Raw genomic sequence first — 15,573 nt, 5'->3', positions numbered from 1 at the left:
CCTCCTATTCCTGCTCGCGCATCGGGATGCGGATGCCGTGTTTCTCCGCCGTTTCGATCGCTTCGTCATACCCGGCATCCACATGGCGGATAACACCCATGCCAGGGTCTGAGGTCAGCACACTACGCAGCCTCTCTGCCGCTGCTTCCGTTCCATCCGCCACCACGACCATGCCTGCGTGAAGCGAATACCCCATGCCAACGCCGCCGCCGTGGTGAATAGAAACCCAAGAGGCACCTGCTGACGTATTGATTAAAGCATTCAATATCGCCCAGTCGCCAACGGCATCAGAGCCATCCTTCATCGCTTCCGTTTCCCGATTCGGCGAAGCAACGGAGCCGCAATCCAGATGATCGCGCCCGATAACAATCGGCGCCTTCAGCTCTCCGCTGCGGACCATCTCGTTAAGCGCGTGCCCGAATTTCTCGCGCTCGCCATAGCCCAGCCAGCAGATCCGCGCCGGCAGCCCTTGGAAGGCGACGCGTTCGCCCGCCATTTTAATCCAACGATGCAAATGGGCATTGTCCGGGAAGAGGCGCAGCACGAGCTCATCGGTTTTGCGAATGTCCTCCGGATCGCCGGAAAGCGCGACCCAGCGGAACGGACCTTTCCCTTCACAGAACAGCGGTCGGATATACGCAGGAACAAAGCCAGGGAAATCAAAAGCATTCGCGACACCTTGATCGAACGCAACCTGACGAATGTTGTTGCCATAGTCGAATACAATGGAACCCATCTTTTGCAGATCAAGCATTGCTTGCACATGCTGGGCCATGCTGCTTTTGGAAAGCTGCACATACGTTTCCGGATTCCGCTGCCGGAGTTCCACCGCTTCCTCCAGCGTCATCCCGGCAGGGATATATCCGATAAGCGGGTCATGTGCCGAAGTCTGATCCGTTACAAAATGCGGCTTAATCCCGCGCCGCACAAATTCCGGGTACACCTCTGACGCATTGCCCAGAAGTCCGATGGAGAGCGGCTTCCCGGCTGTCATCGCTTTCTCGGCGAGGAGAAGCGCTTCATCCAATGTTTCCGCGAGCACATCGCAATAGCGGGTTTGAATACGGCGCTCGATCCGGTTGCGATCGACTTCCACGGCGATGACGACGCCTTCATTCATCGTAACCGCCAGAGGCTGCGCGCCGCCCATGCCGCCAAGACCGGCTGTCAGGGTCAGCGTACCTTGCAGCGTACCTCCTGCATGCTGTCTGGCCGCTTCCGCGAACGTTTCGTAGGTGCCTTGCAGAATGCCCTGAGTACCGATGTAGATCCAGCTGCCCGCTGTCATTTGGCCATACATCATCAGCCCCTTCGCTTCCAGCTCGCGGAAATGCTCCCAATTGGCCCATTTGGGAACGAGCACCGAGTTGGACAGTAGGACACGTGGTGCCCGCTCGTGCGTTTTGAAAACACCTACCGGTTTGCCCGATTGAATGAGCAAAGTTTCATCGTTGTCCAAACGTTGGAGCTCACGAACGATAGCGTCAAACGCCGGCCAATTTCGTGCTGCTTTGCCGATACCACCATAAACCACAAGATCCTCCGGGCGCTCTGCGACCTCAGGGTCCAGATTGTTCATCAACATGCGCATCGCCGCTTCCTGCACCCAGCCTTTGCAGGATAAGTCTGTGCCTCGAGGGGCGCGGATTACTCTTTTTCCGTGGTTAGCATTCGTCATATCAGCATCTCCTTTGATTTTAAAATAACGAACCTGTAACTGCCTCAACGGCTCGCAGCCATTCGCCTTCCAGCAGCGCAGCAGCTACTTCCTCAATCTCACGAGAGGTGGAGCGATCCTCAATCACGGGCGGGACGAGTGCTCGCAGTTTGTCGTACAGCACGCGAGTGGCTGGGGCAAGACCTTCCGCCCCGATGAACTCAGCGGCTTCAGCAGCACAAATCAGTTCGATCGCCAGCACCTTCGACACATTGTCGATCACTTGGGCCGCATGGCGCGCTGCCGTTGTCCCCATCGACACATGGTCCTCCTGATTCGCCGAAGACGGGATGGAATCTACGCTGGAGGGGTGAGCCAGCACTTTATTCTCCGACACAAGCGATGCGCTGACATACTGTGTAATCATCATGCCGGAGCCGACACCAGGGTTATGGCTGAGAAAAGCAGGCAGTCCGCCGGACAATGCCGGATTCACCAGCCGCTCCGTGCGGCGTTCGGAAATGTTCGCAAGCTCGCTCATGCCGATTTTCAGAAAATCCATCGCAAAAGCAATCGGCTGCCCGTGGAAATTGCCTCCGGAAATGACAAGTCCTTTATCCACGAATAGTAACGGATTATCTGTCGCTGAATTAATCTCTATGGCGATCTTGTCTCCCGCATAACCAAGAACTTGGCGCGTCGCACCGTGAACCTGCGGCAAGCAGCGCAAGGAATAGGCGTCCTGCACGCGGATCTCGCCCTGACGCGTCGTCAGCTTGCTGCCTTGCAGCAGCGTGCGCAGGTTACCCGCTACCCCGATCTGCTCCGGGTAAGGACGAACGCGCTGCACTTCATCGGCATAAGCGTCCGGGATGCCGCGCAAGCACTCCACCGTCATCGCCGCGATGACATCCGCGATCCGTGCGAGGCGCTCCGCTTTGACGAACGCTAACGTGCCGATCGAAGCCATAATCTGCGTGCCGTTGATCAAAGCAAGCCCTTCTTTTGCCTGAAGCGTAATCGGCTTCAGGCCTGCTTTGGCAAGCGCCAGAGCACCCGGTAGGCGCTGCCCTTGGTAGATGGCCTCGCCTTCGCCCATCAGCACGAGCGCCAGATGAGACAGCGGCGCCAAGTCCCCGCTTGCGCCTAGCGAGCCCTGCTCCGGCACAATAGGATGCACGCCACCATTGATGCAATCGACCAGCAGCTGCAGCGTTTCCGGACGGATGCCGGAGTGCCCTTTGGCCAGCGCATTTGCGCGCAGCAGCATCAACGCCCGCACGGTTGGTTCCGGCAGCGGCCTGCCTACCGCGCAAGCATGGCTGCGGATCAGATTGAGCTGCAGCTGTACCGCGTCCTGCGGGGAAATGTGTACGTCGCTGAATTTCCCGAAGCCCGTCGTGACGCCATACACCACTTGGCCTGTCGCGACAAGCTCCTCCACCATAGCGCGGCACTTCACCACGCGTTTCATCGCTTCTTCCTCCAGCGCCACAGGCACCCCTTCGTAAGCAACCGCTGCCACTAATGCCGGCGTCAACTGCTCACCATCTAATTTCACCGGAGGTTTACCTCCTCCGTCATCTTGTTGCAGCTTCTCTTCATATATCATCGCCATGTCTATTCAGACCCCTTTCTCGCTTTAATAAAAGAAAGGGACCGTACGGAAGATGTTCTCTTCCATACGGTCCCATTTTAAAAAAGAGGGTTTTATGCGATTGTCCGGTATCCTGCTTCAGCCGATCCCTCATCGCGCTCACTCACTTTTGAATTATTTTGTTGTTATGCCTTTTGTTATACCTTCCTTTATTGTCACACGGGGGTTCGCAGACTGTCAATATGGCTTATTGCCCAAAGACTGAGATCCACACACAAAAAAAGCCCCACCCGCCTTTGCTTGAGCGAATGAGACTTTTATCTAAAAACTTAAGCTAACCATTCTTTCACTTTGGATGAGAAATTGTTTAGCATTTCTTGCGAGCCGTATTGACCGCTGAAATCTTCGATGCCAAGGTAGCCGTCGTATCCAACTGCTTTCAAATCAACCAGCAGCTGTTTCCAGTTCACGATACCCGCGTCAATCGGTGCCCACTCGCTTTTCCAAAGCTTAATGCCGTCTTGCGTTTCACCTGTCGGTACCCATTGCGCATTTTTCACATGCACATGTGCCAGGTATGGCCCTAGCAGCTCAAGGCCCATGCGGTAGTTCTCGAAACCTTCGTGGACCATGTTGCCTGCATCATGCAGCACGCCGATGTGGTCTGGATTGAACTGTGAAACCAGGCGGTGAGACAGCCCCGCGCTTGGAGTAATTGTGTTATGGTGGATTTCAGCCAACGCCTTGATCCCATATTGCTGCGAAAACTCTTGCACATGGTGCAGATAGTCCGTAGCTTTTGCAAACAAATCGTTATAGTTTACGCTTTTATCATAATTAGGAACTCCGCAACGGATGAAAGAAGCTCCTACTTTTTTCGCCGCTTTAAATACACGCTCAGTTTCATCCACATTGCAGTCATTCAAGTAAGGAGTAACGCTTAAATTCACCAGGTTATTGTTAACAGCAATGAGTCTGAAACGCTCCAATTCTTCATCGGAAGCACTTGGATCAATGGAGCAAAGATTGTTACGCCAGAAAGACGGCTTCTCGTTAGCCACTTCCGCCGGAGTATCTTTAAAACGCCATTCAATCCCTTCAATACCTGCTGCTGTTGCTGCCTTGGCCAGTTCCTCAGGTGTTAAGTCAGGTGTTGCTACTGTAAAAATAGACAATTTCATATTGAATCCTCCTTAGAGTATCGATCATCGTTGTAAGTAGAATAGCTTGTTTGTTTAACTCTTCTTTATTTTGCAGTATAATAAAAACGTATTCATTGCATTAATTGGGCAAAAGTTTGCTAATATTGACTCCAGTTTAATAGAGGAGAACCTCTCATGCAGGATCTATACCAAAATCTTCATCAGTTGATCAATTTCCGCCATACCTTGACGAATGAGCCGCGGCCGATGGATTTCCATCAGCATCAGGATCAATATGAAATCTATTTTTTCCTAACCGGGGATGTTCACTATTTTATCGAAAAGCAGGTCTATCATTTGCAGTATGGCGATCTGTTAATCATGCACAGCAACGAGCTTCACAGGCCTAATTTCCAATCCAAAAAACAGCGGTATGAGAACTGCGTCATCCACTTTAATCCTGCGCTGCTCGCTAACCTGAATTCTTCGCAGTTTGATTTGCTGCACTGCTTCAATAATCGCAAATTCGGCGAACAAAACCGGATGCGTCTGAATCCACAGCAAATTGATGACTTCCTGAAAATATTCGAGCGTATGGAGCTGTACACGCGCCCTCAAGCGTTGCCTGGATCGGACATTTTATTTGTGGCCGCTTTTACCGAGCTGCTCGTGTTTATTAACCGGATTTTCCTCAATCAAGGCAAACAAGAGGATCAGGTCATGATACCTGATAAGCTGTCCTCCCTTTTTACGTATATTGACGAAAATCTGGATCAGGATCTGTCGCTCGAGGTGCTGGAGCATGTTGTGTTTATGAATCGCTCCTATCTTTGCCGATTATTCAAAAAACATACAGGCAGCACCATTCATGAGCATATTCTATTTAAGCGCATTAACAAAGCGAAGCAGCTGCTCCGTGAAGGCTCTACGGTCACGGATACTTGCCAGTTGGCCGGTTTCAACGACTACTCCAACTTCATCCGCACCTTCAAAAAAGCGGTCGGCCTTCCCCCGCGCCAATATCAGGCGCAGCAGCGGCGGGGCTGATTGCGCACGCAGCCCTCGTCATAGACGGGGGCTGTTTTTATGTACGCGTATCTGCAGCTTTAACGCTGAAAACATCTATACAGTAGCTAAACCACAAAACAAAAAGCCCCCCATCCCCGCACAGGTGCAGCGGGATCTAGAGGACCTTATCACTCAACTTATTTCAAATTTTCCGGGTTCAGCTGCAAAAGCTCAGGCAGAACGAAAATGCCGTCCTTGCGAATCAGCACATCGTCGAACCAAATCTCGCCGCCGCCATACTCCGGACGTTGGATGTTCACGATATCCCAGTGCAGCGAGGACTTGTTGCCGTTGTAAGCATCGTCATAGCAGTTGCCTGGTGTGAAGTGGAAGCTGCCGTCGATTTTCTCGTCGAACAACGTATCTTTCATTGGATGCTGGATGAACGGGTTCACGCCGATCGCGAATTCCCCAACATAACGTGCGCCTTCATCCATATCGAAAATCTCATTAATGCGATCCGTATCGTTCGCAGTCGCTTTAATGATTTTCCCATTTTCAAATTCAAGCACGATGTTTTCGAAAATAAAGCCGTCATGCGGTGTAGGTGTATTAAAGGAAATAACGCCGTTCACGGAATCACGAACCGGTGCGGAGTAAACTTCGCCATCCGGAATGTTCAATTCGCCGTCGCATTTCACGCCGCCGATTCCTTTGATCGAGAACGTCAAATCCGTTCCAGGACCCACCAGACGCACTTTATCCGTGCGATCCATCAGTTCTTTCAGCGCGTCCATCGCTTTGGACATTTTGCCGTAATCCATCGTACATACGTTGAAATAGAACTCTTCGAATGCATCAGTGCTCATGCTAGCCAGCTGCGCCATGGAAGAAGTCGGGTAACGAAGAACGACCCATCTTGTATCCTTTATACGAACATCAAAGTGAACTTGTTGATAGTAAATAGAATTGTAAAGCTTCATCCGGTCCGCCGGGATATCCGATAGCTCGTAAATGTTAGCTCCGCCGCGCACGCCTATGTAGCCTTGCATTTTCTTCATTTGGAAAGCATCCACATCCGCCCAAGTTTGCATTTGAGCTTCAGTTCCTTCCATAACAAGTTGGCGAATGATCGCATGGTCCCGCACGTTAACATAAGGATGAGCGCCGGCTGCGTGAATCTTTTTCACGAGTTCTTTGACAAGCGCGTTATCGATGCCGTAAGCTTCGATCAAAATATTTTCACCAGGCTGCGCTTTAACTGAGTAATTCACAAGCACATCAGCCAGTTTCGTTAATCTTGGATCTAACATTTCTATCTCTCCTCTATTTCTTCTCTACTTCATCCACTGGGTCAAAAGACGGCTCATTCGTCTGGAAGCCGACTGTCGTCAAGTAAAACCATTCCCCATTCTCTTCCTGCTGAGAATCGAGTTCAAAAATAAGCGCGCGAAACTTTCTAAGCCATTCCGCATATTTTTCTTTGCTCATTTTGACTTCAACCTGCGTCATAATAATTGGCCAATGCGCACGGTCTGCAGATGGGATTTGAAACGCCTCTTCCGGGGCATTAATCGCTCTGCGTCTGGCACGCGCAAGCACGCTCAAAGTTCTCTCACGGTAGTAGTTCTCTACCTCGGAAACATAGGGGAGCAGCGCTTCACTAGGCACGAAGCCACGCGCGACGGCACGGTAAAACTTTTGAACGATACCATTCTTGAGTTCCGTACGTATCACTGAAATCAATCCATGCTTTTCCAGCTCATTCAAATGATAATGTACTTTGGCACGCGCCATTCCTAATAGTTTAGCCAATTGTTGGCCGGTATACGCTTTCTCGATGAGATAAAGCAGCACCTTGGCGCGCAGTGGATCACTTATCGTTTTTAATTGTTCTAACTCTTCAATAATATAGACCGGTTGCAGCTTCATCCTGGATTCGACCTCCCTCTCATGTACCAATTTTGCCGTGTAAATAAGCGTCTGTTGGTCAACTTTTAATCTCTTACGAGATTAATTAAACGACGGTCAAATCTTTTTAACCGTATCATAATGCGAAAAGGAAATCATGTCAATTGCCGTTTCTGCAATGCTCATCGACATCCCCCTCACTTAAATGTTTCAACGCGTTAACGAATTAACGAAGTTAAGCTTTATTCTCTATGGTAGCAAAAAGGGACGTTTCTGTCACCAAGAAAGGCGCAAAACGTCCCATAATTTTTAACTATAAATTTGGTTTCCCGCTTTACGGAACTCATTCGACTTTTCCAGCATCCCGCTGCTCACCGCCGACTCTTCATCCAGCCCCCGTGCATGCGCGTACTGCCTGATATCTTGCGTGATTCTCATGGAGCAAAACTTCGGTCCGCACATGGAACAAAAGTGTGCTGTTTTGGCGCCCTCGGCCGGCAGCGTTTCATCGTGATACTCGACCGCTCGCTCCGGATCGAGCGAGAGATTGAACTGGTCGCGCCAGCGGAACTCAAAGCGCGCCTTCGACAGCGCGTTGTCGCGAATTTGCGCGCCCGGGTGCCCTTTGGCCAGATCGGCGGCATGCGCAGCGATCTTGTAGGTGACGACCCCAACGCGGACGTCCTCTTTGTTCGGGAGGCCGAGATGCTCCTTCGGCGTCACATAACACAACATCGCCGTGCCGAACCAACCAATCATCGCCGCACCAATCGCGGAGGTGATGTGGTCGTAACCCGGCGCAATGTCCGTCGTCAGCGGTCCTAGCGTGTAGAATGGTGCTTCATCGCAGACTTCCAGCTGACGGTCCATGTTTTCCTTGATCATGTGCATCGGCACATGACCCGGCCCTTCAATCATCACTTGGACGTCGTGGCGCCAAGCGATTTTGGTCAGTTCGCCGAGCGTATCCAACTCGGCGAATTGCGCTTCGTCGTTCGCATCGGCGATCGAACCGGGACGCAGCCCGTCGCCAAGAGAGAAGGCGACGTCGTAGGCTTTCATAATTTCGCATATCTCTTCAAAATGTGTATACAGAAAGTTCTCTTGGTGATGTGCCAAACACCAGGCGGCCATAATGGATCCCCCACGAGACACGATCCCCGTTACGCGCTGAGCGGTCATCGGAATGTAACGCAGCAGCACGCCTGCATGAATCGTGAAATAGCTGACCCCTTGCTCCGCCTGTTCAATCAGCGTATCCCGATACACTTCCCATGAGAGGTCCTCAGCCTTGCCGTTTACTTTTTCAAGTGCTTGATACAAAGGCACCGTACCTACTGGAACAGGTGAATTACGGATGATCCATTCACGCGTTGTATGTATGTTTTTACCTGTCGACAAATCCATGATCGTATCTGCGCCCCAGCGGGTGGCCCACGTCATTTTCTCCACCTCTTCCTCAATGGAAGAAGCGACCGCAGAATTTCCGATGTTTGCATTGATTTTCACTAGGAAGTTGCGTCCGATGATCATAGGCTCGCTTTCCGGGTGATTAATATTAGAAGGAATAATGGCCCGGCCAAGCGCGACTTCATTCCGCACAAACTCACTATCCAGATTCTCGCGAATCGCAATGTACTCCATCTCAGGCGTAATGATGCCTTTGCGGGCATAATGCATCTGGGTTACGTTACAACCCGGCTTAGCTCGAAGCGGCTTTCGATTTAATCCCGGGAATACTTCCGCAGCTCCTCTTGCATCCGGCGACGAAAGTCCGTTATCTTCCGGCTTTACTTCACGTCCTTCATAAGCTTCTACGTCCCCGCGCTCTTCAATCCATGGCAAGCGATTAGCCGGCAGCCCTTGGCGAATATTGGTATTTTGTTCCGTATCCGTATAAATACCGCTTGTATCATACACATGTACAGGCTCATTCGCTACTTCGTCGCCGTGAATATTCGTGGATGTCCCGAGCGAAATTTCCCTCACAGGTACTTGGATATCCGGTCTCGACCCTTGTAGATACACCTTTTTACTGCCAGGAAATGTAGAAACTTGAACGTCTTTCACGGGGCTGCTGTTATTGCTTGTTGTCACATCATGACCTCCTTTTAATAGTTAATTGGATAAACGACTACGGCGTCTTTAAAATGCGATCCAGCTCCGACGCCGCTTCCTGCGGGGAGCGCGCGCCAGCGATCGCGCTCACAACCGCCACGCCATCCGCCCCTGCGCGGATGACGGGCAACGCATTTGTGGCATCGATGCCCCCGATGCCAACCAAAGGCAGCCGGATGCCGCCTTCGCGCATCCGGGCAATCATGGCAGGCCCCTGGACCTCACGCGCATCGAGCTTCGTGCGCGTGGCGTATTGGGGGCCTACGCCCAGATAGTCGGCGCCTTCGGCGAGCGCCGACTGCGCCTCCCCCAGATCGTGGGCCGACACGCCCACGATCATATGCTTCAGCCGCTGCCGCACGGCGGCGGCTGGGGCGTCCTCTTGGCCGATGTGAATTCCATCGGCCTCCAGCTCTAGAGCGAGCCTTTCATCGTCGTTGACGATGAAAGGGATCCGGTGCTGCGCGCACAAGCGGCGCAGCCGGGCGCCCAGCTCGAGCAGCGCCGGCCCTTGCAGGGCTCCGGCGCCTTTCTCGCGGAGCTGAAACATCGTGATGCCGCCGGCAATTGCCGCCTCCAGCACCGCATAAGGGTCAGCCCCTCCACAGTTCGGGCTGCCCATCACCAAATACAACCGCAGCGCTTTGCGCAGTTCTTCACTCGTCATCGCGTACCTCCAGCGTAAACATCGTGACTCACTATAACCGTGTTGGAGGATGCAGCGCCCTCCTGCCTTTGCCCCCGCCCGTAAGCCCAATGGTTCGTTGGCCCATGGCCGCTTCCGATATACAGCGGTTCGGCAATTGCGGCTTGGATGAAATTTTTGGCCAAACGCAAAGATTCAGAAGCTGCCAGACCCTGTGCAAGTCCGGAAGTGATTGCCGCAGCAAACGTGCAGCCTGTACCGTGCGTATGCGGTGTATGTAGACGTCGGGAAGAGTACTCTGTGAACGACTTTCCGTCATAGAGCAGATCCGTAGCATAAACCGAATCCGCTTCATGACCGCCTTTGATCATCACATGCTGACAGCCGTATGCATGGATTATCCTTGCTGCTTGCTGACGCGACTCGCTATCTGTGATCGATATCCCGCTAAGCGCCTCCGCTTCCGGAATGTTTGGCGTGACCACGTCAGCCAGCGGCAGCAGATACTCAATCATGGCGTCTATCGCCTCTTGTTGAAGCAAAGAGGCGCCGCCTTTGGCGATCATGACGGGATCAACGACAACCCTCTCCCATTTGTAGCTTTTTATCGCTGCTGCTACGATTTGGATGATTTCAGATGAGAATAACATCCCGGTTTTGAGCGCATCCGGTCGCAAATCAGCTCCGATGGACGCTAACTGCTGTTCCACCGCCTGGGCGCTCATCGGGAACACGCCTTGAACGCCGAGCGTGTTCTGCGCGGTCACGGCCGTAATCACCGACATGCCGTAGACGCCCAGCTCTTGGAACGTCTTTAAATCGGCCTGAATTCCTGCTCCCCCTCCGCTATCGGAGCCGGCGATGGTCAGAGCTTTATATATGGACATCTGAGCTTCCCCTTTCATGTCGTTAAAAACTTAGGTCAATTAGCGCCGTTCGGATGAGACGGCCTTTTTCGACAGCTCGCTGGCGGTAGCAGCCGTTCTCCTGCCCGAGACGGCCTTTTCGGCTCTCTTGAGCCAGCCTGCTCGCCCATTAATCACCGCCTAGCCGACGAGAAAGCCTTTTTCGACAGCTCGCTGGCGGTAGCAACCATTCTCCTGCCCGAGTCGGCCTTTTCAGCTCTCTCGAGCCAGCCTTCTCGCCCGTTGATCACCGCCCAGCCGCCGAGAAAGCCTTTTTCGACCGCTAGCTGGCGGCAGCGCCAGTTGACGGCCTTTCCGCCCATCCTACACTCGGCTAAAACCATCCATCGGACTGCTCGCCGAAGCATAACGTTTCTTTGGAATTCGGCCTGCCTTGAAGCCGGCGCGTCCCGCTTCAATAGCGAGCTTCATAGCATACGCCATTTTGACCGGATCCTTGGCACCCGAAACCGCTGTGTTCAGCAGCACGCCATCTGCGCCCATCTCCATCGCCAGTGCTGCGTCCGAAGGAGCGCCAATTCCTGCATCGACGATGACAGGCACCGTTGCTTGCTCAATAATGAAGCTCAGGTTGAGCGGATTGATAATGCCCTGCCCTGTGCCAATTGGTGAAGCTCCCGGCATGATGGCATGCACTCCGAGCGTTTGCAGGCGCTTAGCCAACAACACGTCATCCGACGTATACGGCAGTACGATGAAGCCCTCTTCAAGCAGCATCTCCGATGCTTTTAATGTTTCAACAGGGTCAGGCAGCAGCGTCATCTCATCGCCAATCACTTCTACCTTAATCATGTCGCAAAGCCCGGATGCCTTCGCCAATTTGGCGATGCGCACCGCTTCTTCCGCTGTTTTGGCCCCTGCCGTGTTCGGCAGCAGTGTGAAGTTCGACACATCCAGCATGGATAAGAAATTCGGCTGACTCGCCTCAAAAATATTCATCCTACGCACCGCAAACGTCAAAATCTGCGATTCGCTCACATCAACAGCCTGCTTCTGAATATCAAAATTCGGGAATTTGCCTGTGCCTAACAGCAGTCTTGAACGAAATTCATATGGTCCGATTTTTAACATGGTTAATTATCCCCCTCCAACAAAATGAACGATTTCGATTTTATGTCCTTCCGCTAACTCCGTTTTCACATGATCTTCTTTTTGTAAAATGTTCTGATTATGCTCGACAACGAGCATTTTCTCCTGCAGCTCAAAATGGGCAAGCAGCTCTTCAATCGTACGAATCGCATCCGGAACCTCGACGCTCTGGCCGTTAATGTGCAGCTTCAATACCGTGCAGCTCCTCTCCTTGTAGTCGCCCGCTTTCCAAGCGCTTGGACGTTCCCGACAGATCGGGGCAGAATGCATCCAAATTCGGCTGCAAGTTACTCGCGTCCTCGCCTGATACAAGCTGAGCGATGATCTTCCCCGTGATCGGGCTGAGCAAAATCCCGTTGCGATAATGCCCGCAGGCCGCAAATAAGCCCTCATACATCGGGACTTTGCCGATGTACGGCATGCCGTCTGGCGTCTGCGGACGCAGGCCTGACCAAGCCTTCTCCCACTCGGCTTCAACGATTGCGGGCATTAATTGCTTCGCTCGCTCCATCAGCTCGGCGAGCCCAGCTAGTGACACCTTGCGGTCGTAGCTATTCGGCACAACTGTCGCGCCGACGAGGAGTCGTCCTCCCGCTTTGGGGACAATATAGCACCCTGGCGTGAACAGGGTTTTCTGCAGCTCGCGCTTTTCGGCGAGAACCGAGAAGCACTCCCCCTTCACGGGATACACCGGTAGGTCGATCCCGCTGCCGACGAGGAGCTGGCCGCTCCATGTCCCGGCCGCCACAACAACGTGCTCGCTATACAGCGGCCCCTCGCTCGTCATGACGCCGATGACGCGATCGCGCTCCGTCAGCAGCCCTTGCACGTTGGCGAATTCCTGCAGCTTCGCCCCGAACACCCGCGCTGCCTGCGCGAATGCCGCCGCCAGCTGCGGCGCCTCCACCTGCCCATCCTCGGGCAGGTACAATGCTCCGCGCGTCGCTCGGCTCAGCGCGGGTTCGAGTGCTGCGGCTGCGGCTGCGCTCAGCCACTCCGCTCTTTCACCCGCTGTGCGCTGGAGTTTCTCCCTCGCGCGCAGCTCTTGCTCCTGAGCGTCGCTGAGCGCGACGTTCAGGAGCCCTTCACGGACGAGACCGATGTCGATGCCCGTGAGGCTCTTCAGTTCCCCGCTCAGTTCGGGGAACATCGCTCTGCTTTGCCGGGCCCACTGGAACAGGGGCCCGGTGTCCTCCATCTCGGACTGCGCTCCGAGCATGCCGGCTGCGGCAGCCGAGGCCTCCGTCCCTAACCTGCTGCGCTCCAGCAACGTGACGGACTGGCCTCGCTTCGCCAAGTGATAGGCGATCGATGCGCCTATCACGCCTCCGCCAACGATGATAACGTCACTCGTATGCTTCAAGTCTCTCACCTCTAGTTTCTTCTTGCTGCTGCAACTCTTGGATGTAAGCTTTTACGGTTTCCACGGGGTCATCCGCCTCCCAAATGCCGCTCATCACTGCGATGCCGGAAGCTCCTGCAGCCAGCACAGGCCTTACTCTTGCAGGTGTTATACCACCGATAGCGATGACTGGAATCGTTACCTGCCGGGCAACATTCCCCAGTTGTTCAAGCCCTCTTGGCTCAACCCCCAGCTTGGAATTCGTTGCGAAAATATGCCCATACAAGACATAATCCGCCCCTTCGCGCTCGCGTCTGACAGCTTCCTCCGTGCTATGTACAGAGACTCCTGTGCGATGCGCACTTTGATAGCTATCTCTTATCTCCAGCAGCTGCGGAGAGCTTTCGGGAAGGTGCAAACCGCCAAGTCCGGCTGCAGTTGCCATCCAGGGATAACCGTTGATACAAAGGGTTTGCGCGGGTAAACCTTGTTCCAACAAATACTGTACGCCCATAAAAACTTCATCCATCGGCTTATTTTTCTCACGGATATGAATGGCTGTGACATAAGGATGGATCCGGGTTGCAATCGCAGCCATCTCCTTCCATGCCAACTTGCCATTCGATATCACATGCAGCTCGCGCTCGGACATGGAAGCCCGCCTCCTCACTTTTTAAACCGATGTATCGATAGGCAGTGCAGCCTGGTGCGGCAATCAAGACGCAAAAAAACCACTTTTCCTAAGAAAAGTGGTTGTAGGTTGCCCGCATAATAAACATGCAAAAATGAGGCGCCAAAGTCCGGTTTCCACTTTCCTCCGCTGGTATGACCCAGTTCAGGTTCAAAGGGTTCAGATTGCTCTGTCTCAGCCTTGCGGCGCCCCTAGGGATACATTCGTATTCATTTGTTCATTATCATAACACGGTATCCAGTCGATGGAAATAAAAATTTCCAACCTATCTTATCCTAGTCACCCGAAGCTATAGCTCTTATAATAGGGAGAACGTAACTCTCGGCCTTTATTATCCATTGTCAGGAAGGATGAACACCCAGATGCTAGCTCAATTGAATCGCCAACTGGAAAAAATCTTGCCGCTCATCACACCTGTCAGCGTGCTTATCGGTGTTCTGCTCGGCAGTCATTTATCCGGCTTTACCTTCTTATCGCCTTGGCTGTTTGCCTTTATGACATTCTCAGGCAGCATCAGCTCCAGCTTCAAGGAATTTGTTAAAGTGATCGTCCAGCCCTTCCCTCTTATCGCTACCCTGCTAATTTTACATGTCGGTATGCCGCTGCTTGCGCTTGGACTCGGTCACGCCGTTTACAGCTCGGAACCGTTAACCATCACAGGACTCATTCTGGCTGCAGCCATTCCAACAGGGATTACAAGCTTCGTGTGGGTCGCCATTTATCGGGGAAACATCGTGCTGACCCTATCCATTATTCTCATGGATACCGTTCTTTCACCGTTTGTTGTGCCCTATACACTCTCTGCACTGGTCGGTACGAAAGTCCAGATGGACACTTTTGCCATGATGCAAGGTCTATTCTTCATGATCGTCGTCCCGTCTTTACTGGGCATGCTGCTTAATCAATGGACGAAAGGCAAAATCAAAGAGCAGTGGAGCGGCCGTCTAGGTCCTTTTTCGAAAATATGCATGGGCATCGTTGTCGCAATTAACAGCTCTGTTATCGCGCCATACTTGCGTGATTTTAATGCCAAACTGCTTGGTTTGGCCGGTTTTGTACTAGCCCTCGCTTCTCTCGGCTACATCCTGGGATGGATCGTCGCCAAGCTGATGAAGTGGGAGCAGGATGTCGTTGTGGCGCTTACATTTAACAGCGGGATGCGGAATATTAGCGCCGGCGCCGTGCTTGCTGTAGCGTACTTTCCGCCTCCGGTGGCGATTCCCGTTGTGCTCGGGATGCTGTTCCAGCAGTCGCTGGCGTCGTTATTCGGTTTTTTATTAAACAGAAAATACGCTTTGAAAAGCGATAGACCTAATCTAACTGTGAATCGAGCCAAACAAGTTTAATGGAGGAGCTGCCTGTGCAGCTTCTTTTTTGCATGCTCTTTTACACACTCAGCCATTTTTAAGCTAACATTTATCTCCTATTCAGCTTCCCTTCTCTTTT

14 protein-coding genes and 1 riboswitch are annotated in these 15,573 nt (G+C 52.7%); of the genes, 2 read left to right on the top strand and 12 right to left on the bottom strand.

Annotated elements, in window-relative coordinates; all coding sequences use genetic code 11:
• Nucleotides 1-4 precede the first annotated feature (4 nt).
• The 3 genes from hutU to GON05_RS02595 all read right to left on the bottom strand — a co-directional run bounded on the left by hutU (nucleotide 5) and on the right by GON05_RS02595 (nucleotide 4,435).
• Complete coding sequence (gene hutU / locus GON05_RS02605) at nucleotides 5-1,678, bottom strand: urocanate hydratase (protein WP_157317688.1); 1,674 nt, start codon at nucleotides 1,676-1,678, stop codon at nucleotides 5-7.
• Between the two features lie 19 nt (nucleotides 1,679-1,697).
• Complete coding sequence (gene hutH, locus GON05_RS02600; RefSeq protein WP_246238776.1) at nucleotides 1,698-3,275, bottom strand: histidine ammonia-lyase; 1,578 nt, start codon at nucleotides 3,273-3,275, stop codon at nucleotides 1,698-1,700.
• A 308-nt stretch (nucleotides 3,276-3,583) separates the two neighbouring features.
• On the bottom strand, nucleotides 3,584-4,435 hold the full coding sequence (locus GON05_RS02595; RefSeq protein WP_157317687.1) for a sugar phosphate isomerase/epimerase family protein: 852 nt from the start codon (nucleotides 4,433-4,435) through the stop codon (nucleotides 3,584-3,586).
• A 156-nt stretch (nucleotides 4,436-4,591) separates the two neighbouring features.
• Between GON05_RS02595 and GON05_RS02590 the strand changes: the two genes are divergently transcribed.
• Entirely contained in the window at nucleotides 4,592-5,443 is an 852-nt protein-coding gene (locus tag GON05_RS02590; protein ID WP_127453789.1) for an AraC family transcriptional regulator, read from the top strand.
• A 158-nt stretch (nucleotides 5,444-5,601) separates the two neighbouring features.
• On the opposite strand, the gene GON05_RS02585 is transcribed toward GON05_RS02590, so the two are convergent.
• The 9 genes from GON05_RS02585 to GON05_RS02540 form a co-directional block, all read right to left on the bottom strand.
• On the bottom strand, nucleotides 5,602-6,717 hold the full coding sequence (locus GON05_RS02585; protein WP_157317686.1) for an aminopeptidase: 1,116 nt from the start codon (nucleotides 6,715-6,717) through the stop codon (nucleotides 5,602-5,604).
• Between the two features lie 13 nt (nucleotides 6,718-6,730).
• Entirely contained in the window at nucleotides 6,731-7,336 is a 606-nt protein-coding gene (locus tag GON05_RS02580) for an ArsR/SmtB family transcription factor (protein WP_127453793.1), read from the bottom strand.
• Nucleotides 7,337-7,624: 288 nt separating this feature from the next.
• Nucleotides 7,625-9,412, bottom strand: a complete 1,788-nt coding sequence (gene thiC, locus GON05_RS02575) for a phosphomethylpyrimidine synthase ThiC (protein WP_309492548.1) — start codon at nucleotides 9,410-9,412, stop codon at nucleotides 7,625-7,627.
• Nucleotides 9,413-9,449: 37 nt separating this feature from the next.
• On the bottom strand, nucleotides 9,450-10,100 hold the full coding sequence (gene thiE, locus GON05_RS02570) for a thiamine phosphate synthase (RefSeq protein WP_157317685.1): 651 nt from the start codon (nucleotides 10,098-10,100) through the stop codon (nucleotides 9,450-9,452).
• Nucleotides 10,097-10,966, bottom strand: coding sequence for a bifunctional hydroxymethylpyrimidine kinase/phosphomethylpyrimidine kinase (gene thiD / locus GON05_RS02565; protein ID WP_157317684.1), 870 nt, complete (start codon nucleotides 10,964-10,966; stop codon nucleotides 10,097-10,099). Before thiD ends, thiE begins: the two co-directional genes overlap by 4 nt.
• Nucleotides 10,967-11,308: 342 nt before the next feature.
• Entirely contained in the window at nucleotides 11,309-12,076 is a 768-nt protein-coding gene (locus tag GON05_RS02555; RefSeq protein WP_157317682.1) for a thiazole synthase, read from the bottom strand.
• A gap of 6 nt (nucleotides 12,077-12,082) precedes the next feature.
• Entirely contained in the window at nucleotides 12,083-12,286 is a 204-nt protein-coding gene (gene thiS / locus GON05_RS02550) for a sulfur carrier protein ThiS (RefSeq protein WP_157317681.1), read from the bottom strand.
• Nucleotides 12,270-13,457, bottom strand: coding sequence for a glycine oxidase ThiO (thiO, locus tag GON05_RS02545; RefSeq protein WP_157317680.1), 1,188 nt, complete (start codon nucleotides 13,455-13,457; stop codon nucleotides 12,270-12,272). Before thiO ends, thiS begins: the two co-directional genes overlap by 17 nt.
• Nucleotides 13,441-14,088, bottom strand: a complete 648-nt coding sequence (locus GON05_RS02540) for a DUF561 domain-containing protein (RefSeq protein WP_157317679.1) — start codon at nucleotides 14,086-14,088, stop codon at nucleotides 13,441-13,443. The genes thiO and GON05_RS02540 overlap by 17 nt, the downstream gene beginning before the upstream one ends.
• A gap of 143 nt (nucleotides 14,089-14,231) precedes the next feature.
• A riboswitch (TPP riboswitch) is annotated at nucleotides 14,232-14,330 on the bottom strand.
• A 159-nt stretch (nucleotides 14,331-14,489) separates the two neighbouring features.
• Between GON05_RS02540 and GON05_RS02535 the strand changes: the two genes are divergently transcribed.
• A complete protein-coding gene (locus GON05_RS02535) occupies nucleotides 14,490-15,473 on the top strand; it encodes a bile acid:sodium symporter family protein (protein WP_157317678.1) in 984 nt (327 codons plus the stop codon).
• Nucleotides 15,474-15,573 lie beyond the last annotated feature (100 nt).

Source organism: Paenibacillus anseongensis (assembly GCF_009757995.1).
GTDB classification, from domain to species: domain Bacteria; phylum Bacillota; class Bacilli; order Paenibacillales; family NBRC-103111; genus Paenibacillus_E; species Paenibacillus_E chondroitinus.
The sequence above is the reverse complement of the archived record's forward strand: the minus strand, read 5'-3'. Positions and strand labels throughout refer to the sequence as shown.